The sequence below is a fragment of the Kitasatospora sp. NPDC127121 genome (genome assembly GCF_042677305.1).
GTDB lineage: Bacteria > Actinomycetota > Actinomycetes > Streptomycetales > Streptomycetaceae > Kitasatospora.
In genome coordinates, this window is sequence record NZ_JBHXTQ010000064.1 from 20,704 (window position 1) to 41,537 (window position 20,834).

14 protein-coding genes are annotated in these 20,834 nt (G+C 73.2%); 13 read left to right on the top strand and 1 reads right to left on the bottom strand.

Annotation, left to right across the window (positions count from 1 at the left end; genetic code table 11):
- The first annotated feature begins 169 nt into the window (after positions 1 to 169).
- The 13 genes from ACFVHI_RS27030 (at position 170) to ACFVHI_RS27090 (ending at position 17,679) form a co-directional block, all read left to right on the top strand.
- Positions 170 to 1,339: a patatin-like phospholipase family protein gene (locus tag ACFVHI_RS27030; protein ID WP_380343605.1), complete on the top strand. Its 1,170-nt coding sequence runs from the start codon at positions 170 to 172 to the stop codon at positions 1,337 to 1,339.
- A 90-nt stretch (positions 1,340 to 1,429) separates the two neighbouring features.
- Complete coding sequence (locus ACFVHI_RS27035) at positions 1,430 to 1,939, top strand: DUF6912 family protein (RefSeq protein WP_350881082.1); 510 nt, start codon at positions 1,430 to 1,432, stop codon at positions 1,937 to 1,939.
- An 85-nt stretch (positions 1,940 to 2,024) separates the two neighbouring features.
- Positions 2,025 to 2,684 carry an HAD family hydrolase gene (locus tag ACFVHI_RS27040; RefSeq protein ID WP_079135844.1) on the top strand — a complete coding sequence of 220 codons (660 nt, stop codon included), beginning with the start codon at positions 2,025 to 2,027 and terminating at the stop codon, positions 2,682 to 2,684.
- Between the two features lie 151 nt (positions 2,685 to 2,835).
- Positions 2,836 to 4,461 carry an L-glutamate gamma-semialdehyde dehydrogenase gene (pruA, locus tag ACFVHI_RS27045; protein ID WP_063351360.1) on the top strand — a complete coding sequence of 542 codons (1,626 nt, stop codon included), beginning with the start codon at positions 2,836 to 2,838 and terminating at the stop codon, positions 4,459 to 4,461.
- Between the two features lie 283 nt (positions 4,462 to 4,744).
- On the top strand, positions 4,745 to 9,691 hold the full coding sequence (locus ACFVHI_RS27050) for an NAD-glutamate dehydrogenase (RefSeq protein ID WP_380343609.1): 4,947 nt from the start codon (positions 4,745 to 4,747) through the stop codon (positions 9,689 to 9,691).
- 573 nt (positions 9,692 to 10,264) lie between these two features.
- Positions 10,265 to 11,578 (top strand): ATP-binding protein, encoded by a 1,314-nt coding sequence (locus ACFVHI_RS27055; RefSeq protein ID WP_380343612.1) that lies wholly within the window; start codon positions 10,265 to 10,267, stop codon positions 11,576 to 11,578.
- Positions 11,575 to 11,985: a roadblock/LC7 domain-containing protein gene (locus ACFVHI_RS27060; RefSeq protein ID WP_063349165.1), complete on the top strand. Its 411-nt coding sequence runs from the start codon at positions 11,575 to 11,577 to the stop codon at positions 11,983 to 11,985. Before ACFVHI_RS27055 ends, ACFVHI_RS27060 begins: the two co-directional genes overlap by 4 nt.
- Entirely contained in the window at positions 11,982 to 12,356 is a 375-nt protein-coding gene (locus ACFVHI_RS27065) for a DUF742 domain-containing protein (RefSeq protein WP_350881090.1), read from the top strand. Before ACFVHI_RS27060 ends, ACFVHI_RS27065 begins: the two co-directional genes overlap by 4 nt.
- The gene (locus ACFVHI_RS27070) at positions 12,331 to 12,921 is read left to right on the top strand and encodes an ATP/GTP-binding protein (RefSeq protein WP_063349167.1); all 591 of its coding nucleotides are present in this window, start codon (positions 12,331 to 12,333) and stop codon (positions 12,919 to 12,921) included. Before ACFVHI_RS27065 ends, ACFVHI_RS27070 begins: the two co-directional genes overlap by 26 nt.
- 73 nt (positions 12,922 to 12,994) lie before the next feature.
- Entirely contained in the window at positions 12,995 to 14,380 is a 1,386-nt protein-coding gene (locus tag ACFVHI_RS27075) for a cytochrome P450 (RefSeq protein ID WP_380343615.1), read from the top strand.
- A gap of 266 nt (positions 14,381 to 14,646) precedes the next feature.
- The gene (locus ACFVHI_RS27080; protein WP_380343638.1) at positions 14,647 to 15,837 is read left to right on the top strand and encodes a cytochrome P450; all 1,191 of its coding nucleotides are present in this window, start codon (positions 14,647 to 14,649) and stop codon (positions 15,835 to 15,837) included.
- Positions 15,834 to 16,748 (top strand): enoyl-CoA hydratase/isomerase family protein, encoded by a 915-nt coding sequence (locus tag ACFVHI_RS27085; RefSeq protein WP_244293446.1) that lies wholly within the window; start codon positions 15,834 to 15,836, stop codon positions 16,746 to 16,748. Before ACFVHI_RS27080 ends, ACFVHI_RS27085 begins: the two co-directional genes overlap by 4 nt.
- Before the next feature lie 127 nt (positions 16,749 to 16,875).
- Entirely contained in the window at positions 16,876 to 17,679 is an 804-nt protein-coding gene (locus ACFVHI_RS27090; RefSeq protein ID WP_380343618.1) for a hypothetical protein, read from the top strand.
- Between the two features lie 183 nt (positions 17,680 to 17,862).
- Here ACFVHI_RS27090 and ACFVHI_RS27095 read toward each other — a convergent pair whose 3' ends face one another.
- The gene (locus ACFVHI_RS27095) at positions 17,863 to 20,820 is read right to left on the bottom strand and encodes an FtsK/SpoIIIE domain-containing protein (protein ID WP_380343620.1); all 2,958 of its coding nucleotides are present in this window, start codon (positions 20,818 to 20,820) and stop codon (positions 17,863 to 17,865) included.
- Between the last annotated feature and the right edge of the window lie 14 nt (positions 20,821 to 20,834).

The window sequence follows — 20,834 nt, forward strand, 5'->3', positions numbered from 1 at the left end:
GTACGGTCCGAAAGAGGACGGTTCGATGCGCCGGACCGGGTGGCCCGAACCGCCGCCCCCGTTGCGGTGCCCGGCCGTCGGCGCGCACCATCGGAGCCTGATCGGGAACCGCGCGGAGCGGGACGGGGCCGGGCGGCCACGACCGCACCCACGACGACGGGCGGTCGCGATGACGACACGGGTAGCGGCGGTTCCGGCTCCGGCAGCCGCGGGCACCGCCCCGCCGACCGGGGACGCACCCCGGCGCGGCCTGGTGCTGGGCGGCGGCGGGATGCTCGGCGCGGCCTGGACGGTCGGCGCGCTCTGCGCCGTCGAGGAGGCCACCGGCTGGCGGCCGGGCCGCGCGGACGTGCTGCTCGGCACCTCGGCGGGCTCGATCCTCGGCGCGATGCTGGCCGGCGGGGTCCGCACCGAGCAACTGCGCGACCACCAGCGCGGCCTGCCGATCACCGACGGCCCACTGGCCGGGGTGGACTTCGACTACGACACGGCCGCCGGTGGCGCGCTGCCGCCCCGCCCCGGGGCCGGCATCGGCTCGCCCGGCCTGCTGCGGGACGCCGTCCGGCACCCGCGCGAGTACCCGCTGCTGACCATGGTGTCGGCGATGGCGCCGCCCGGCCGCGGTTCGCTGGCCCCGGTCGGCGAGCTGGTGCGCGGCCTGCTCGGCCCGGGCGGCTGGCCGCCGCCGGGCGCCGACGGCGAGGCCGACGCCGGGGCCGGAGCGGCGGCGCTGCGGGTGGCGGCCGTGGACTACCGCAGCGGCCGCCGGGTGGTCTTCGGGGACCCGGACGCCCCGGTGGTCGCGGTCGCCGACGCGGTGATGGCCTCCTGCTCGATCCCCGGCTGGTTCGCGCCGGTGCGGCTGAACGGCTCGGCGTACGTGGACGGCGGCTGCTGGTCCGCCACCAACGCCGACCTGCTGCTCGGCCGCGGCCTGGACGAGGTGTACGTGCTCGCCCCGATGGCCCTGCGGCTGCGCCCCCGCGCCGACCGCGCCGACCGCGCCGACAGTGCCGACAGTGCCGACGCCGACGCCGGCGGGGTCGCCGGCACCAGCGGGCTCGCGGGCTCCCTCGCCGCGCTGCGCGAGTGGCGCGCCCGGGACCGCCCGCGCGGCGTGCTGGCCCAGCTGGTCAGCCGCTACCGCCGCGCCGTCACCCGGCAGCTGCTGCGCGAGGCCGTGCTGCTGCGGGCCGAGGGCGTACGGGTGCGGCTGCTCGCGCCGACGCCGGCCGACCTGGCCGTGATGGGCCCGAACATGATGGACCCGGCCCGCCGCGACGCGGTACTGGAGAGCGCCCTGCACACGTGCGGCGAGGCCCTGCGGGCCGCCCGCTGAGTCGGGCCGAGGTGATCACGCCCGGCCCGGCGGCGCTTATTCTTGGGGCGCTGGAAGCTGTGCCGCTGGACGAACCGGAGAGTGCCACCGATGCGCGTGTACGTGCCCACCACCCTGAACGGCCTGGCGGCGGCGCACCCGGGTGGTGCCCTGGACCAGTCCGCGGCCTACGCCGTGACGCCCGCGCTGCGCGAGTGGTACGTCAGTGACGACCTGGAGGAGCTGGAGTACGCGGCGCTGAACCGGGCCGCGCAGTCCTCCCTGCGGCTGCTGGCCGCCGACCCGGACGCCCCGCGCCGCCGGGTCGTGGTGGCCCTGGACGTGGCCGACTCGGCCGTCCGGCCGTTCCCCGGCGACGAGTACCAGGACCAGGCCTCGCTCGGCCGGGTGGTGCTGGCCGGCCCGCTGCCGCTGGCGAAGGCGGCGGCGGTGCACGCGGACGTCGCCGACGGCGAGGTGGTCGAGGACGTCGCGGCGGCGGTGGCGGCGGTGGCCGCGGCCGACGCGGGCGACCAGGACGCCCAGTTCACCGTGGACGGGGCCGAGGACCACGACCTGCTCTGGTTCGCCACCCAGGAGATCTCCGCGCTGCTGGCCTGAACGGCCGGGCGCACCCGAGCGGAGCAGAGGGGCGCGTGAGCCCCGTCCTACCGGCGTGTCGGTGGTCGGGGCTACCGTTTCGCGCGTGGCTACACACATCGTTTGGGACTGGAACGGCACGCTCTTCCACGACATGGAGGCGGTGCTCGGCGCGAGCAACGCCGCGTTCGCGACCATCGGCGTCGGGCCGATGACCATGCGGGAGTACCGCGAGCAGTACGAGATCCCGATCCCCCGGTTCTACGAGCGGCTGCTCGGCCGGATGCCGTCCCAGGAGGAGTGGCTCCGGCTGGACGAGGCCTTCCACGACCGCTACCGGGAGCTGAGCCCGGCCTGCGGGCTGACGGACGGCGTGCACGAGCTGATGGACGGCTGGCGGGAGGCCGGGCACAGCCAGTCGCTGCTGTCGATGTACGAGCACGAGAAGCTGCTGCCGCTGGTCGACGCCTTCGGCCTGACCGGCCGGTTCCTGCGGGTGGACGGCCGCAGCGGCCCGTCCGGCGGCCAGAAGGCGGAGCAGTTGGCCCGGCACCTGGCCGCGCTCGGCGAGCGGGTGGATCCGGCCCGTACGGTGCTGATCGGCGACGCGGCGGACGACGCCCGGGCGGCCCTGGGCGCGGGTGCGCGCGCGGTGCTCTACACCGGCGGCTCGCACACCCGGGAGAAGCTGGAGCCGCTCGGGGTGCCGGTGGTGGACAGCCTGGCGGAGGCGGTCGAGCTGGCCGGGCGGCTGGGGCGGGGCTGACCGGCCGGGGCGGGCGTGGCGGGCGCCACGTCCGCCGTCCGCGTGTCTGAGCGGGCGGATCGCGCGGCCGCTGGTCAGGCTGGACCAGGGCCTGTCCGGTGGGATCGGGCCCTCCCACCGGAGCAGTCAGCAGGACGGAGCCGCCATGCCGATCGACGCAGTCACCGAGGTGCCCCTCCCGGTCAACGAGCCGGTGCTGGGGTACGCGCCCGGCAGCCCGGAGCGGGGCCGGCTGGTCCGGCGGCTGGACGAGCTGGCGGCCGAGCAGATCCCGTTGCCGATGACCATCGGCGGCGAGCAGCGGTTCGGCGGCGGTGAGCGGATCGACGTGGTCCAGCCGCACCACCACGCCGCCAAGCTGGGGGTGCTCGGCAACGCCACCCGGGAGGACGCCCGCGCGGCGGTGGACTCGGCGCTCGCGGCGGGCCGGCAGTGGCGGTCGCTGTCCTTCGACGACCGGGCGGCGGTCTTCCTGCGGGCCGCCGACCTGCTGGCCGGGCCCTGGCGGGAGACCCTCAACGCGGCCACCATGCTCGGCCAGTCCAAGACCGCGCAGCAGGCCGAGATCGACTCCGCCTGCGAGCTGATCGACTTCTGGCGGTTCAACGTCCAGTTCGCCCGGCGGATCCTGGCCGAGCAGCCGATCTCCGCGCCGGGCGTCTGGAACCGGGTGGACCACCGCCCGCTGGAGGGTTTCGTCTACGCGATCACCCCGTTCAACTTCACCGCGATCGCCGGCAACCTGCCGACCGCGCCCGCGCTGATGGGCAACACCGTGGTCTGGAAGCCCGCGCCGACCCAGACCCTGGCCGCGTACTACCTGATGCGGCTGCTGGAGGCGGCCGGTCTGCCGCCCGGGGTGATCAACCTGGTCACCGGCGACGGCGTCCAGCTGTCCGCGGTGGCCCTCGCCGATCCGGCGCTCGCCGGGCTGCACTTCACCGGCTCCACCGCCACCTTCCAGTCGCTCTGGCAGACCATCGGCGCCAACATCGGCGGCTACCGGGCGTACCCGCGGATCGTCGGCGAGACCGGCGGCAAGGATTTCCTGCTGGCCCACCGCTCGGCCGACCCGGCGATCCTGAAGGCGGCGCTGGTCCGCGGCGCGTTCGAGTACCAGGGCCAGAAGTGCTCGGCGCTCTCCCGGGCCTACCTGCCGCGCAGCCTCTGGCAGAAGATCAAGGACGAGCTGCTGGCCGAGGTGGACGCGCTCACGGTGGGCGACGTCACCGACCTCTCCAACTTCATGGGCGCCCTCATCGACCGGCGCGCCTTCGAGAAGAACCGGGACGCCATCGAGCGGGCCAAGGCCGATTCGACGATCGAGCTGGCGGCGGGCGGCCAGTACGACGACGCGATCGGCTGGTTCGTCCGGCCGACCGTGCTGGTCTCCTCCGACTACCGCAACGAGATCTTCCGGACGGAGTACTTCGGCCCGATCCTGGCCGTCCACGTCTACGAGGACGCCCGCTGGGAGGACGTGCTGCGCCGGGTCGACTCCGGCGCCCCGTACGGCCTGACCGGCTCGGTGATCGCGCAGGATCGTTACGCCATCGCCCAGGCGGTGGAGGCGCTCCGGTTCACCGCCGGGAACTTCTACATCAACGACAAGCCGACCGGCGCGGTCGTCGGCCAGCAGCCCTTCGGCGGCGGCCGGGCCTCCGGGACCAACGACAAGGCGGGCGCCGCCCAGAACCTCCTGCGCTGGACCTCGGCCCGCGCGATCAAGGAGACCTTCGTTCCCCCCACGGACCTGCGGTACCCGCACATGGGCTGAGAGTGAACGGGAAGCTCCGGTTTGGACATGGTGTCCAGGACGGACCGATCATCCTGTGAGTTTGCGCCTCCCTGTCCCTGTCCACCTTCGATTGATCCGGTTAGGCTGGCTGGCGTCGTCGGGTGGCTCCGCAGGACGAATCGTCCTACCCATTGCGAAGGAATTTCATGCGCGCCATGAAGCCTTTTCAGTCGGAAGGTGCGGCAGGATTGCGAGTGACCCGTCGGTGTACACCCACACACCACCGAGTCACGCAACGGCGCGCGACAGGAGCCAAGAAGTCATGCAGACCAAGCTGGACGCAGCCAAGGCCGACCTGCTCAAGAAAGCAGCCGCAGCCGCTGAGAACAGCCAGGTGGGGGGAGCGGCGCCGGGGGAAGGTCTGAGCAACGGCGCTCTGACCGCGTACCTGCACCACTACTACCTCCACACCGCGCCCGAGGACCTGGTCGACCGCGACCCGGTCGACGTCTACGGCGCGGCGGCCTCCCACTACCGGCTGGGCCTCAAGCGCCCGCAGGGCACCGCCGAGGTGCGGGTGCACACCCCCTCGGTCGAGGAGAACGCCTGGTCCTGCGGCCACACCGTGGTCGAGGTCGTCACCGACGACATGCCCTTCCTGGTCGACTCCGTCACCAACGAGCTGTCCCGCCAGGACCGCGCCATCCACGTCGTGATCCACCCCCAGCTGGTCGTCCGCCGTGACATCACCGGCAAGCTGCTGGAGATCCTGGACGTCGACGCCTGCTCCCGCAGCCAGGCCGCCGGCGCCGAGTGGCCCGCCGACGCGAGCGTCGAGTCGTGGATGCACATCGAGATCGACCGCGAGACCGACCGCGACGACCTGCGCGCGATCGAGGCCGACCTGCGCCGGGTGCTCGGCGACGTCCGCGAGGTCGTCGAGGACTGGAGCAAGATGCGCGAGAGCGCGCTGCGCCTGGCCGACGAGCTCGCCGAGGAGCCCCCGACCGGCCTGCCCGAGCAGGAGGTCGGCGAGGCCTGGGAGCTGATGCGCTGGCTCGCCGACGACCACTTCACCTTCCTCGGCTACCGCGAGTACGACCTGGCCGGGCACGAGGGCGAGGAGGTCCTGAAGGCCGTCGCCGGGACCGGCCTCGGCATCCTGCGCTCCGACCCGCGCGGCCACGACGACCACCACCACCCGGCCAGCGAGGCCTTCGGCCGCCTCTCCGCGCCGGTCCGCGCCAAGGCCCACGAGAAGAAGCTGCTCGTCCTCACCAAGGCCAACAGCCGCTCCACCGTGCACCGCCCGTCCTACCTGGACTACGTCGGCGTGAAGAAGTTCAACGCCGCCGGCGAGCCGATCGGCGAGCGCCGCTTCCTCGGCCTGTTCTCCTCCGCCGCCTACACCGAGTCGGTCACCCGCATCCCGGTCGTGCGCCGCAAGGTGCAGGAGGTGCTCGAAGGCTCCGGCTTCTCCAGCGAGAGCCACGACGGCCGCGACCTGCTGCAGATCATGGAGACCTTCCCGCGGGACGAGATGTTCCAGACCGCAGCCTCCGAGCTGATCTCCATCGCCACCAGCGTGCTGTACCTCCAGGAGCGCCGTAAGCTGCGGCTCTTCCTGCGCCAGGACGAGTACGGGCGCTACTTCTCCGCGTTCATCTACCTGCCGCGCGACCGCTACACCACCCGGATCCGGCTGCTGCTCACCGACATCCTCAAGGAAGAGCTGAACGGCGCCACCATCGACTACACGGTGTACGCCACCGAGTCGGTGCTGACCCGTCTGCACTTCGTGGTCCGCGTCGCCCCCGGCACCGAACTGCCGCAGCTCACCGACTCCGACATCGAGCGGATCGAGAACCGCCTCGCCGAGGCCGCCCGGTTCTGGATGGACGGCTTCCACGACCAGCTGCACACCGAACTGGGCGAGGAGAAGGCCGCCGAGCTCGGCCACAAGTACGCCAACGCCTTCCCCGACGGCTACCGCGCCGACTTCCCGCCGCGCACCGCCGTCGCCGACATCAAGCAGATCGAGTCGCTGCACGGCGAGGGCGACTTCCGCCTCAACCTGTACCAGCCGGTCGGCGCCGGCGCCGACGAGCGCCGCTTCAAGGTCTACCGGGTCGGCGGCCCGATCTCGCTGACCGAGGTCCTGCCGGTGCTCCAGCGCCTGGGCGTCGAGGTGCTGGACGAGCACCCGTACGCGCTGCGCCGCTCCGACGGCACCACCGCGTGGGTGTACGACTTCGGCCTGAAGCTGCGCGAGGCCACCGAGCTCACCGACGAGGCCCGCGAGCGCTTCCAGGAGACCTTCGCCGCCACCTGGACCGGCAAGGCCGAGAACGACGGCTTCAACGAGCTGGTCCTCACCGCCGGGCTGACCTGGCGCCAGGCGACGGTGCTGCGCGCGTACGCCAAGTACCTGCGCCAGGCGGGCTCCACGTTCTCCCAGGACTACATGGAGGACGCGCTCCGCAACAACACCCACACCACCCGGCTGCTGGTCAACCTGTTCGAGGCCCGGCTGAGCCCCAGCCACCAGCAGGGCGCCGCCGAGCTGACCGAGGGCATCCTGGAGGAGCTGTCCGGCGCGCTCGACGAGGTCGTCTCGCTGGACGAGGACCGCATCCTGCGCTCCTTCCTGCACCTCATCACGGCCACCCTGCGGACCAACTTCTTCCAGCACGACGGCTCCGGTGACTGGCACTCCTACGTGTCGATGAAGTTCGACCCGAAGGCCATCCCGGACCTGCCGGCCCCGCGCCCCGCGTTCGAGATCTGGGTGTACTCGCCGCAGGTCGAGGGCGTGCACCTGCGCTTCGGCAAGGTCGCCCGCGGCGGTCTGCGCTGGTCCGACCGGCGCGAGGACTTCCGCACCGAGATCCTCGGCCTGGTCAAGGCGCAGATGGTCAAGAACACCGTCATCGTGCCGGTCGGCGCCAAGGGCGGCTTCGTCGCCAAGCAGCTGCCGGATCCGTCGGTCGACCGGGACGCCTGGCTGGCCGAGGGCATCTCCTCGTACAAGACGTTCATCTCCGCGCTGCTCGACATCACCGACAACCTGGTCGCCGGCGAGGTCGTCCACCCGGCCGACGTCGTCCGCCACGACGAGGACGACACCTACCTCGTCGTCGCCGCCGACAAGGGCACCGCGACCTTCTCCGACATCGCCAACGGCGTCGCCGAGTCCTACGGCTTCTGGCTGGGCGACGCGTTCGCCTCCGGCGGCTCGGCCGGCTACGACCACAAGGGCATGGGCATCACGGCCCGCGGCGCCTGGGAGTCGGTCAAGCGCAACTTCCGCGAACTCGGTGTCGACACCCAGACCGAGGACTTCAAGGTCATCGGCATCGGCGACATGTCCGGCGACGTCTTCGGCAACGGCATGCTGCTCAGCGAGCACATCCGCCTGGTCGCCGCCTTCGACCACCGCCACATCTTCCTCGACCCGAACCCGGACGCCGCCGCCTCCTACGCCGAGCGGCGCCGGCTCTTCGAACTGCCCCGCAGCTCCTGGGACGACTACGACAAGTCGCTGATCTCGTCCGGCGGCGGCGTCTTCCCGCGCACCGCCAAGTCGATCCAGCTCAGCACGCAGGTCCGGGCCGCCCTCGGCGTCCAGGACACCCGGCTCACCCCGGCCGAGCTGATGAAGGCGATCCTCCAGGCACCGGTCGACCTGTTCTGGAACGGCGGCATCGGCACCTACGTCAAGGCCTCCACCGAGACCAACGCCGAGGTCGGCGACAAGGCCAACGACGCCATCCGCGTCAACGGCGACCAGGTCCGGGCCCGCGTCATCGGCGAGGGCGGCAACCTCGGCTGCACCCAGCTCGGCCGCATCGAGTACGCCGCGGTCGGCGGCCCCGAGAGCGCCGGCGGCTGGATCAACACCGACGCCATCGACAACTCGGCCGGCGTGGACACCTCGGACCACGAGGTCAACATCAAGATCCTGCTCAACCAGGTCGTCACCGACGGCGACATGACGGTCAAGCAGCGCAACGTCCTGCTCGCCGAGATGACCGACGAGGTCGGCCACCTGGTGCTGCGCAACAACTACGCGCAGAACGTGGTGCTGGCCAACGCCGTCGCCCAGGCGCACAGCATGGTCAACGTCCACTCCCGGATGATCAACCGGCTGGAGTCGGCCGGCCAGCTCGACCGGGGCCTGGAGTTCCTGCCCACCGAGCGCCAGATCCGCGAGCGCCAGCAGAACGGCCGCGGTCTCTCGCAGCCCGAGATGTCCGTCCTGCTCGCGTACACCAAGATCACGCTGGCCGACGAGCTGCTCGCCACCGCGCTGCCCGACGACCCGTACTTCCACACCGCGCTGCACGACTACTTCCCGAGCGCGCTGCGGGCCCGGTTCGCCGACGCGATCGACAGCCACGCGCTGCGCCGCGAGATCATCACCACCCTGATCGTCAACGACACGATCAACCGCGGTGGCTGCACCTTCGCCTTCCGGCTGAAGGAGGAGACCGGCGCGACCTACGAGGAGATCGCCCGGACCCACACCGCCGCCCGGGCCGTGTTCGGCCTGGAGGACATCTGGGCCGAGATCGAGGGCCTGGACAACGAGGTCACGGCCCGGGTCCAGACCAAGATGCGGCTGCACTCGCGGCGCCTGGTCGAGCGCGCCACCCGGTGGATGCTCAACAACCGCCGCCAGCCGCTCGACATCGCCGGCACCATCGAGTTCTTCCACGACCGGGTCGACCAGGTCTGGGGCTCGCTGCCCAAGCCGCTGCGCGGCGACGACCTGGTCTGGTTCGAGGCCGTCTACAACGAGCTCGCCTCGGCCGGGGTGCCGGAGGAACTGGCCACCCGGATCGCCGGCCTCTCCTCGACCTTCCCGACGCTGGACATCAGCGAGGTCGCGGACCGCTCCGACAAGGACGTCGCCGAGGTCGCCGAGCTCTACTACGACCTCGCCGACCGCCTCCAGATCACCCACCTGCTCGACCGCATCATCGAGCTGCCCCGCACCGACCGCTGGTCGTCGATGGCCCGGGCCGCGATCCGCGAGGACCTCTTCGCGGCGCACGCGGCGCTGACCGCCGACATCCTCGCCTGCGGCCCCGAGGGCGCCACCCCGGAGGAGCGCTACACGGCCTGGGCGGACCTCAACGCCACCCTGCTGAACCGCGCCAAGAGCACCCTCGACGACATAAGGGGTTCGGACAACTACGAGCTGTCCAGCCTCTCGGTCGCGATGCGCGTCATCCGCACCCTCCTGCGCACGGGCTCCATGCGCTGACGGCCGGCTGCACAGCAAGGCCCTGTCCGGCCGATCTTGCCGGGCCCGCGACTCCCCCAGCCTTCGGCCGGGAGGTACCCCCATTACGCATCCCGCCTGGACGCACGCCCGAATCGCCCAAGTACGTCCAGTACGAGGATGATTCGGGCGCACGCCCAGCCGGGCGCCCAACGCCGCGGGCTGATCCGCCAAGATCGACCGGACAGGACCTAAGCGGCGGGTGGCGGTTGGTGGATTCCGGACGGTGACGGATCCATCACGCTGCGCGCGAGCCGGGGTGGGGTCGGGAAGTGTCCCCGCGATTAACGTCGCGCTACGAACTCCTCCCATTCCCACCGGAGTTCCCGTCCGGTCGCGAAATTTCGCCCCAACTGCCCTTTTTGGCAGCTGTTCTGACCTACCAGGAGTTGCAGTAGGCTGACCCCGCGATAGGCGTCGCCGCAGGTCCCGTGCCGGAAAGCACCGCGATGTGATGTGACATCAGGTGTCTTTCGGAGGGGGTTCAGGCCGCCAGTCCCATTCGCGCCTTGGGGCCCGGACCGGCTCCACACGGTGCCACCTGAAGAGAGTTTCATGACGTCATTTGTGCAGGAACCCTTTTTCTGGGTCTTCATCGTGGTGATGCTCGCAGCCGTCGGAGCGGCCCTCCAGGCCCGCAGGACGAACCTCGCCCTGCGGAGGCGAAACGTTTCCCTGGAGGAGGCCAGCGCCCTGGCACAGCGGCAGCGCGACGAGTTCGCCGTGCTGCACGACCAGCTGCGGAACCAGCACGCATCCGAGCTGACGGACGTCCGCCGCGACGCCGAGGAGGACACCAAGGCCGTCCTCAAGGCGGCGATGCGGACGCTGCAGGGCTTGGCCGACGAGCAGCAGGTCGTCATCGACAAGGTGCAGCGGAAGTACGGCGACAGCCCGCAGATCCTGGCCGACCTGATGACGATCGACCACACGAACAGCCAGTTCGGCCGACGCGCCCAGGGCATCGCGGTGCTCTGCGGCGGCTGGCTGGGCCGCCGTGAGAGCGTCGCCTCGGTCTACGACGTGGTCCGCAGCGCCCAGGGCCGGATCCGGCACTTCGACCGGGTGCGGATCCACTCCCAGGTCAGCGTCGCGCTCGTCAGCAAGGTCGTCGAGCCCGTCGCCGTCGTGCTGTCCGAGCTGCTCGCCAACGCGACCAACTACTCCGCCCCGGACACCCCGGTGGAGGTCAGCGTCCAGGCCGTCCCCACCGGCGTCTGCCTGATCGTCGACGACGCCGGCCTCGGCATGGGCCAGGAGGAGAAGGACCGCGCGGCGGTGCTCCTGAACCCGGGCGCGCCGATCGGCCTCACCAGCCTGGGCAACCCCCCGAAGTTCGGCTTCGCCGTCTCCGGCATGCTGGCCGCCCGCTACGGCTTCCGGGTCTCCGTCGACTCGGTCTCCCCGTACGGGGGCGTGCGGGCCGTGGTGCTGCTGCCGGCCGAGCTGCTCAGCAGCGAGGTCGCGGCCCCGGCCCCGGCCGCCGCCGTGCACGGCGAGCACCAGGCCGCGCACGGTGACCACCAGGACGCGCGCGGCGACTACCAGGCCCCGCCGGCGGAGCAGCCCGCGCAGGCCTGGGCGCAGGCCCCCGGTCAGCGGCTCGTGTCGCTGCCCGAACCGGCGGCGCCGCTGGCCCCGGTGCCGGCGGCGGCGGTGACGGAACCGGAGATGACCGCGGACGGACAGCTGCCCCGCCGCCGCCGCAACCGCCCGGTGTCCGTCCTCCCGTCCCCGCAGGACCCCGGCCGGGCCGAGGCGCCGGTGCGGAGCCCCGTCCAGAACACGCCGTCCCGCCTCGGCGCGTTCCAGCGCGGCACGCTGTCCGGGCGCAACACCACGAACACGGAAGGAACCGAGATCCAGTGAGCCGCGATCTTTCCTGGGTGCTCAACGACGTACTCCAGGTACCCGGCGCCCGGCACGCCATCCTCGTCTCCGCCGACGGCCTCCTGCTCGAACGGTCCAGCGAGATAGGCCGTGACGAGGCGGAGACCAACGCCGCCGCGATGAGCTCGATGCAGTCGCTGAGCCGCGCGGTCGCCCCGTTCGTCGGCGCAGACGGCGCAGGCGCCGGGGTCTGGCGCCAGACCCTGCTGGAGTACGACCACGGCTGGATCTTCCTGATCGCGGCCGGCAGCGGCGCGTACCTGGCCGCCTCCACCGCCCCCGACGTCGACATGGAGGCGATGTCCTTCCGGATGCAGCAGCAGGTCGGCGCGCTCGGACGGGCGATGTCGGCGGCGCCGCGCCAGAGCACGCTCAGCGGCTCATGACGGCCGGCGGCGAGGAACAGCGGGTCACCGGCGGCTTCATCCGCTCGTACGTGATCACCGGTGGGCGCGAGTTACCGAGTGCGGAGGCCCTGTCTCTGATCACCTTGGTCACCGTCGCGCCCGAGCAGGACCTCCCGGCCCTGCCGAGCCCGGAGACCCGGGCGATCTGGGAGCTGTGCTCCGGCGGCTACCTCTCGGTGGCCGAGGTCGCGGCCCGGCTGGAGCTGCCGGTGGGGGTCGTGAGGCTGCTGCTGACGGACCTGATCCATGAGGGACGGTTGCTGTGCCGGTCGGCCCCGCCCCCGGCCCAGGCCCCGGATCCGAGACTTCTAGAGAAGGTACTGCATGGACTTCAACGCCGGTTCGCCTGAGGACATCTACGTCCCGGGCGCGGTGACGACCGCGGTCAAGATCCTGGTCGTGGGGCACTTCGCGGTCGGCAAGACCACGCTCATCGGGGCCTTGTCGGAGATCGCCCCGCTGAGCACCGAGGAGAGCATGACGCAGGCGTCCATCCGCGTCGACGACCTCCGCGGCGTACCGGACAAGAAGACCACGACCGTCGCCCTGGACTTCGGCCGGCTGACACTCGGCGACGACCTGGTGCTGTACCTGTTCGGCACTCCGGGGCAGCAACGGTTCATGCAGCTCTGGGAGGACATGGCGCGGGGCGCGCTGGGAGCGCTGCTGCTGGCCGACCCGACCCGCCTCGCGGACACCTTCCCCGTCATCGACCTGATCGAGCAGTACGGCCTGGAGTACGCCGTGGCGGTCAACAGCTTCGACCGGCAGGACGAGTACACCGAGGACCAGCTGCGCGAGGCACTCGACCTGCTGCCGCACACCCCGGTGGTGTTCTGCGACGCGCGGGACCAGCGTTCCTCGGCCGACGCCCTGCTGACGCTCGTCCGGCACCTGCTCGCCCGCGCCTCCTGACCTCCCCCGCGCCTCCCTCCCCGCACGCCTCCCGGGTCCGCACCCGCCCGGGGCCACCTCCAAGGAACGACCCATGGATTCTCCGCAGCGACCCGCCCCGCAGTCGCCTCCGCAGGGCTGCCCGATGCACGTCGGCGTGAGCACACCGCTCTACGGGGAGATGTTCTCGTCCGACCCCGGCGCGGTCTACGACAAGCTGCGCGCCAACGGCCCCGCCGCGCCGGTGGAGTTGGCCCCTGGGGTGGAGGCCACCCTGGTCACCTCGCACGAGGCCGCCCTGCGGGTGCTGCAGAACCCGGGGATGTTCGCCCGGGATTCGCGGCGCTGGGCGGCGCTCAACGAAGGACGGGTGCCGATGGACAGCCCCGTCCTGCCGATGATGTTCTACCGGCCCAACTGCCTCTTCACGGACGGCGCCGAGCACCTGCGGCTGCGCAAGGCCGTCACCGAGAGCCTGGGCCGGCTCAACGACAACCGGCTCAACCGGCACGTCGAGCGGATCGCCGGCTACCTGATCGACCAGTTCAGTCCGCTGGGCCGGGCCGACCTGCTCAACGACTACGCCAAGCTGCTGCCGCTGCTGCTGTTCAACCAGCTGTTCGGCTGCCCGGCCGACATCGGCGACCGGCTGACCCGCAGCATGTCCGCGCTCTTCGACGGCCTCGACGTGATCCAGGCCAACGAGGAGCTGACCGCCTGCCTGATGGACCTGGTCGCGCTGAAGCGCCGCCAGCCCGGCGACGACATCACCTCGTGGCTCATCCAGCACCCGGCCGGCCTGCGGGACGAGGAGCTCAAGGACCAGCTGGTCATGTTGATGGGCGCCGGCGTCGAGCCCGAGCGCAACCTGATCGGCAACGCGCTGCTCCTGCTGCTGTCCGGCGAGGGCCGCTCCGGACTGCGCATCGAGGACGCCCTCGACGACGTGCTGTGGAACAACCCGCCGATCGCCAACTACGCCACGCACTACCCGATGCAGGACCTCGACGTGGGCGGGGTCCCGATGGACGCGGGCAGCCCGGTGGTGATCAGCTTCGCCGCCGCCAACAGCGACCCCGCGCTGACGGACGCCCGGCTGACCCTCAGCAAGGGGGCCCACCTGGCCTGGGGCGCCGGCCCGCACGCGTGCCCGGCCAAGTCCCCGGCCCAGCTGATCGCCCTGAGCGCGATCGAGTGCCTGCTCAACGCCCTCCCGGACGTCACGCTCGCGGTGCCCGCGGAGAGCGTGGAGTGGCGACCGGGCCCGTTCCAGCGCGGCCTGGTCTCGCTGCCGGTCCGGTTCAGCCCGGCGCCCGCCCGGACCACGCGGCCGGCCGCGGGCGCGGACACCGCGCCGGGCGGATCGCCGGTCGGCGCCGAGGCGACGCAGGCGTACCCGCAGGCCAGTGCCCCCGCGCCGGGCCGGGCCGGGCAGAAGAAGGGGTGGTGGAGCTCCTTCCTGGACGTCTTTCGGGTCTGACACGCCCCGGGCTCCGATCCGACGCGCCGTCGGAAGCCGTTCCGCCACCGCGGCGTGAACGGAGTCCGACGGCGGTGCGGGTACGTGACGGGGGCAACACGGATCGACGCTTGAGCGCGCTGTTGCTGGGTAGATCGCCGCCGTACTGCCCGCCCGCGCGTAAGGAGCCCCGTGTGACCGCCACGTTGGAAGCCCGCCCCGCAGACCCGGAGCGCCCGGACGGAAGGGTGGTCGACCGCCGCGCCGCCGTGCCGCTCCTGCGCAGGCTGCGGTCGGCCGAGGGACTCGCCGACCCGAGCCCGGTCTACGACGGGCTGCGGGCGCTGGGAGACCTCGTCCCGGCGCCCTGGGGCGGCTACCTGGTCACCGGGTACGACGCGTGCGACCAGGTCCTGCGCGGCAGGACCTGGCTCGTCCCCGACTTCGCCTGGCAGGAACGGCAGACCGAGACGGGGCGCTGGGACGCCGTCGCCACCCAGGAGATGAGCCGGACCCTCTCCCGGCTCAACGCCCCCGACCACACCCGGCAGCGGCGCAGCCTCGGGAACCTCTTCGACCGGAACACCCTCCGGGACATGGAGCCGCAGATCGAGGCCGACGTCGCCGAACTGCTGGACCGCCTGGCCGAGCGAATACGGACGGACGGCGAGGCGGACCTCTCCGCCCTGGTCAGCGAGCAGCTGCCGATCGGCACCGTCGGGCGCTGGCTGGACATCGCCCCGGCGGACTACCCGCACATCCTGACGATGACCCACAACCAGGTGCACGCCCAGGAACTCCTGCCCACCAAGAGCCAGCTGGCGGTCTCCGAGCAGGCCACCATGGACCTGCGCGAGTACTTCACCCGCCTCGTCCGGGAGCGTCGCGACAACGACGGCGACGACGTGATCGCCGGCTGGATCCGCACCTGGGACGCGCTGGAGTCCGACCGCGAGGCCACCGACCGGATGGTCTACCAGCTCACCATGTTCGTCACCATCGCCTCGCTGGAGACCACGGCGACGCTGCTCTCCTCGCTGGTGTGGTCGCTGCTGCGGTCGCCCGGCCGGTGGGAGTGGCTGCGGGAGCGGCCGGAGCACATCGACGACGCGATCGACGAGGCGCTGCGCTACGACCCGCCGGTCCGCGTCAACAGCCGCGTCGCGGGCGAGGACACCGAGCTGGCCGGGGTGTTCCTGCCCAAGGACACCATGGTCCACGTGATGTACGGCGCGGCCAACCGCGATCCGCGCCGCAACCCGGACCCGCACACCTTCGACGTGCTCCGCCGGGGCACCCACCTCACCTTCGGCGGCGGCGCCCACTACTGCCTCGGCGCGGGCCTGGCCAGGCTGGAGGCGCGCGCCCTGCTCGGCCAACTGCTGCGGCGCTTCCCGACCCTGCGGGTGGCGAGCCCGCCCGAGTACGCACCCCGGATGGTCTTCCACCGGGTGACGTCCCTGAGAGTGGCCGCATGAATGTTCCTCCGCAGGCTCCCCAGTACCCCCCGTACGCGATGCAGCCGCCGCCGTACGTCCCGTACCCCTCGGCGTCGGCCGGCTGGTACCCGCCGGTCCCTCAGTCCTCGTCGGCCCCCGAGCCCGTGCCGGCCCCTGCGCCCGCCCGTACGGTCCGTTCCGAGCTCCGGGGCGCGGTGCTCCACGTCGAGCTGGACAGCCCGGAGACCGGGAACGCCGTCACCATGGCGATGCTGGACGAACTCCTCGCCGTCCTCGCCGTCCCCGACCCGGCCGTGCGGGTGATCGTGCTGTCCGCGGCCGGCCGGGACTTCTGCCTCGGCGGCGACCGCGACGAACTCCTCGCGGGCCTGGACGAGGACCCGACCGGCGGCCGCATACGGGCCTACGGGGACAAGGCCCGCCGGGTCTGCGACGCCCTCGTCAACAGCCCCGCCGTCACCGTCGCCCGGGTCCAGGGCCGGGCGACCGGCGCCGGCTTCGCCCTGGCGCTCGCCTGCGACCTGCGGGCCGGCGCCGACAACGCCGTCTTCCGGCTGCCCGAGCTGGCCCTCGGCCTGCCCGTCGCCTGGGGCGGCCTGCTGCCCCGGCTGCTGCACGAGGTCGGCGCGGCCCGGGTCCGCGAGATCATCCTCACCGGCCGCCCGGTCGGCGCGGCGGAGGCGCGGGAGCTCGCCATCCTGCAGCGCGTCGTCCCCGAGCAGGAGCTGGACGAGGCGGTGGCCGAGTGGGCCCGGCCCATCACGCGCCGCCCCGAGGCCGCCCTGCGGGTCACCAAGACGCTGCTCGCCTCCCACGCGTCGGCGACCCGGATGGCCGACGCCTCCATGCTCGACGCCGAGCTGATGGCCTCGGTCCTGGCCGCCGCCCACTACACCCACACCGCCGCCGGCCGGGGGCCGGCCTCCTGACCGGTGCGTGCGAAGGGGCCCGCTAGAACCCAAGGAGGATGCGGGCCCCTTCCGCGTGTGTGGGGACCGGTGGTGGATCGTGTCCGAACGTCCGCTACCGTGTGCGGTCGACGAAGCGGAGATGATCATGGCGGGGATGACGCGCGGCGTGCGCGTAGCGGGGGCCGTGCTGACGACGGCCCTGGTCGTGGCCGGAGCGGCGGCCTGCGCGGGGGACGAGGGCGGAGCCGCTGCGGCGGCCAGTACACCGCCGCAGCCGTTCGGCGCCGCAGGCTACCGCGGGCTCCAGCTCTCGATGACCAAGGAGGAGGCGCTCACCTCCGGGGCCCTGGAGCCGTCGCCGGTCTCGCTGCTCAACGGCTGCACCGACTACGCGTACAAGGGCGGCCCGGCGCCGGACCCGGTCCGGATGGCGGCCGAGGCGGAGGTCCGTACGAAGGTCGACAAGGCTCGGGCCAGGATCGACGAGATCAAGGCGGCCAGGAAGCCGGTCGCGCCCCTGGCCCCCGGGGCCTCCTCGAAGGAGCGGCAGGAGTACCTCGCGGGCCTTCGGGAGCAGCTCGATCAGACCGAGGCGGGGCGGCAGGAGATGGCCGTGCTCTACAAGGACCTGGACCTCATCGGCCCGGCCCGCAAGAACCGGGACCAGGCCTTCCTGGCCACCGGCCGGGTCAACTTCGGTACCGAGGGCCTGCGCCAGCTGGTCGCCCCGGCGGACGCCCGCACCGCCGAGGGAGTCGGCGCCGGCTCGGCGGAGGACGAGCTCAAGCGGGCCTACGAGGGCAAGGACCTCAAGCCGACCAAGGACGGCACGTACGAACTCCCGGCCGAGGGCGGCAACGGCGGCCCGGACTGGTTCTACGAGTTCACCATGGCCGAAGGCAAGGTCGCAGGCCTCGCCCTGGTCAAGCACAACACGTACTGCTCCTGACGTACTGCTCCTGAGAATCGACGGCGACGCCTCGGCCGAGGAAAGGCGCACGGCGCCAGGACCTCCGTCCGGTCGAGGCGGCGCGTACGTGGCTCCGCTCTCGGCGGCCCCGGCCGACCCCGGCCGGGGCCGCCGTCGTGTTCGCGGTTCCTGGGAAGTGGGTGGCGCGCTGGTGCGAGCCGGTCAGTGGGCGGCCGCGCGTTGGAGGGCGCTGGCGAGGAGGGCGAGGTCGGTGGGGCCGTTGCCGAGTTCGCGGACCGGGCGGCGGGCGGGTGGGGCGCCGAGTTGGAGCGGGTCGATCGCGACGACGGTGGGGCGCAGGGTGGCGGTGCGCGGGATGCGGCCGCTGATCCGGGCGGTCTGGAAGGCGGTGACGCCGCCGTCCGGCAGGCGCAGGTAGCCGCGGCCGGGGGTGTCCTCGGGCAGGGCGGCCGCGTCGCCGAGGTGGATCAGCAGGTCGGAGTCGGCCGGGTCCTCGGTGCGCAGCGCGATGCGGAGCAGGGCGGCCTCGTCGACCTCGGTGCCGGCGCTCTCCTCCGGGTGGCCGGTGGTGACCGCGAGGTGGACGCCGAGCGGGCCGCCGTGGCGGGCGACGGCGGCGAGGGCGCGGGCGAGCGGGCGGCCGGCCGGGGAGGTGGGGGAGAGGAGGGCGTCGTAGTCGTCCACGACGACGACCAGGCGGGCGGGGCAGGGGGCGGCGGCGGGGGAGGTGACCGGCCGGGGGCCGTCGCCACCGCTGCGCGGGTGGATGATCTTCGGGGTGGCGGCGGAGGCCGCGCCGACGACGGCGGGCACCGGGACGGCCGGGTGTCCGGCGAGGCTCTGTCCGGCCAGGCCCTGTCCGTCCAGGCTCTGCGCGTCCAGGCTCTGCCCGTCCAAGATGCGGGCGGCGTGCCAGGAGGCGAAGTCCAGTCCGTCGAACAGCCGCTCGCGCAGGGCGAGTTCGTCCTCCAGGGCCTCCGCGGCGAGCAGCGCGGCCCGCGGGTCGTCGGCGGCGTTCACCAGGCCGGTGACGTGCGGCAGTTCGGTGCAGCCGTCCAGGCCGTCCTCGGTGGACCGGCCCTCGATGAGGGTGACGGTGAGGCGCTCGGGGCGTTCCGAGACGGCGAGCGAGGCGACCAGGGTGCGCAGCAGCTCGGTCTTGCCGGAGCCGCGGGCGCCGCCGATGAGTAGGTGCGGGCCGCCCGGGTCGGGGGAGGGGAGGGCGAGTTCGGGGTCGGCCAGGTCGAGCGTGCAGAGCTCGTCCCGGGTGGTGCCGAGCAGCGCGGTGGCGGCGCCGATGCCGCCGGCGTGCGCTGCCCAGCGGGCGGACAGCTTGGCCGGGGTGACGGTGTCGAGCTGGAGCAGGTCGAGCAGCCGCAGTGCGTCGGGCAGCGGGCCGCGGGCGGCCGGGGCGGCCTCGCGCAGCGGGGCGAGCACGCGGGCGAGCCGTTCGGCCCAGGCGTCGGAGACGGCGTCCAGGGAGACCTCGTGCAAGGTCTCCCGGCCGCGGGCGACGGGGCGGTCGAGGGAGAGCTGGGTGCCGACCTCGCCGGTGATCAGGGCGGTGGCGCCGAGGCCTCGGGGGAGCAGTTCGGGCTGCTCGGCGAGGCAGACCGGGAAGATGCCGACGGCCGGTCCCTGGCGCAGCAGCAGGTCGACGGCCTGCCGGGCGGTCTCGGTGGTCGGGCGGCCGTCCACCACGACGACGGTGGCGGGGTGGCCGCCGAGGCCGGCCGGGCCGCTGAGCCGGGCGGTGAGTTCGGTCAGCCGGGCGGTGGCCTGTTCGTCGTCGAGGCCGAGCAGCAGCCGGCAGTCCTGGCCGTCGGCGGGGCGCAGGTGGGGCAGCCAGAGGGCCCAGGCCCAGGTGTCGGCGCGTTCTTCGGGGGTGCGGGCCTGGTCGGCGTCGACGACGACCAGGCTCAGGCCGGTCGGCGGGTGCAGGGCGGCGAGCTGGGCGACGACGGCCCGGGTGAGTGCGTCCAGGCGTTCGCGCGGGCCGCTGAGGCCGAGGCTGCCGGCGGTCTGCAGGTCGAGGGTGACGGGGACGGCGGGCAGCATGGTGCCGGGTGCGGTGCCGGGGCCGCCGGGGCGGTCGGCGGTGCCCAGGCGCAGGGTGAGCGCGTCGGGGTGGCCGGGGCCGCGCTCCCAGAGCCGGGGGCCGGGGCCGACGGCGTTGAGCAGCAGGGTGGCGAGATCCGGCCACCGTTCGCGCTGGGCGGCGGCCTGGCGCAGTCGTACGGCGGTGTGGTGGCGTTCGGCGCTCTCCTGGCCGGGCGGTTCGGCGGTGCGGCCGAGTCGCAGCGAGAGCAGGCCGCGGCTGCGGCCGGGGGCGGGTTCGGGGGCGGCGGGGGGTTCGGCTACCGGCGGGGTGGGGCGGACCGGTCCTGGGGCGGCGAGCTGGAGGTGGCCGTGGCCGTCGGGCAGGGCGGCGCGGCCGGTGCCGTCGGCCGGGTCGGGGGTGGCCACGTGCAGGGTGGATTCGCCGATGCGCAGCAGGGCGCCGGCTTCCAGCGGGACGGCTTCCTCGGGGGCTCCGGGCGGGACGAGCCGACCGTCCAGGGTGGTGCCGTTGGTGGAGCCGAGGTCGCGGACGGTGATCCTGCCGTCGTCGGCGAGGTGCAGGGCCAGGTGCAGCCGGGAGACGTCGGGGTCGTCGAGCGGGACGTCGGCTTCGCCGGAGCGGCCGATCCGGATCTCCCGGCCGTGCAGCCGGTGCACTCCGCCGGCGTCGGGGCCGCCGACCACGCGAAGTTCGGCGGCGGCAGGGGTGTCGTCGGGGTCGTCGGCGGTCGGGTCGGGCTCGTTGAGGCTGAGGACGGCCCCGTCGAGGAGCGGGGGGTGGCCGAGCAGCGTGTGCTCGTCGACCCGGTGCGCCCCGGCGTACAGGTGCACGTGGGTGGCGGCCCGGGGCCCGCGCACGCCGACGGCGCCGGCGAGGGCGCCCGCGAGGGAGCCGAGCGCGGTGCCGACGGGGGCGGTGACCAGCACGTCCACGTAGGGGATGGCGGAGCCGGCGGCGGCCGGGCCGCTGCGCGGTCGGAGGACGGTCAGCCGGATCTGCATCTCGCCCGCGGGTCCCTTCTGCTGGTGTGGAGCCTGGTACCGCTGCCCGGTGTCGTCGCGGGCGCGCGGGGCGGCCGCGGCGACCCTTTGGGCCACACGAGTGGCGAGTG

Coding starts and splice junctions, on each gene's coding strand:
- ACFVHI_RS27085 (WP_244293446.1), top strand. CDS start 15,834: ATGAATGTTCCTCCGCAGGCTCCCCAGTACCCCCCGTACGCGATGCAG.
- ACFVHI_RS27065 (WP_350881090.1), top strand. CDS start 11,982: ATGACGGCCGGCGGCGAGGAACAGCGGGTCACCGGCGGCTTCATCCGC.
- ACFVHI_RS27035 (WP_350881082.1), top strand. CDS start 1,430: ATGCGCGTGTACGTGCCCACCACCCTGAACGGCCTGGCGGCGGCGCAC.
- ACFVHI_RS27090 (WP_380343618.1), top strand. CDS start 16,876: ATGGCGGGGATGACGCGCGGCGTGCGCGTAGCGGGGGCCGTGCTGACG.
- ACFVHI_RS27050 (WP_380343609.1), top strand. CDS start 4,745: ATGCAGACCAAGCTGGACGCAGCCAAGGCCGACCTGCTCAAGAAAGCA.
- ACFVHI_RS27055 (WP_380343612.1), top strand. CDS start 10,265: ATGACGTCATTTGTGCAGGAACCCTTTTTCTGGGTCTTCATCGTGGTG.
- ACFVHI_RS27070 (WP_063349167.1), top strand. CDS start 12,331: ATGGACTTCAACGCCGGTTCGCCTGAGGACATCTACGTCCCGGGCGCG.
- ACFVHI_RS27030 (WP_380343605.1), top strand. CDS start 170: ATGACGACACGGGTAGCGGCGGTTCCGGCTCCGGCAGCCGCGGGCACC.
- ACFVHI_RS27075 (WP_380343615.1), top strand. CDS start 12,995: ATGGATTCTCCGCAGCGACCCGCCCCGCAGTCGCCTCCGCAGGGCTGC.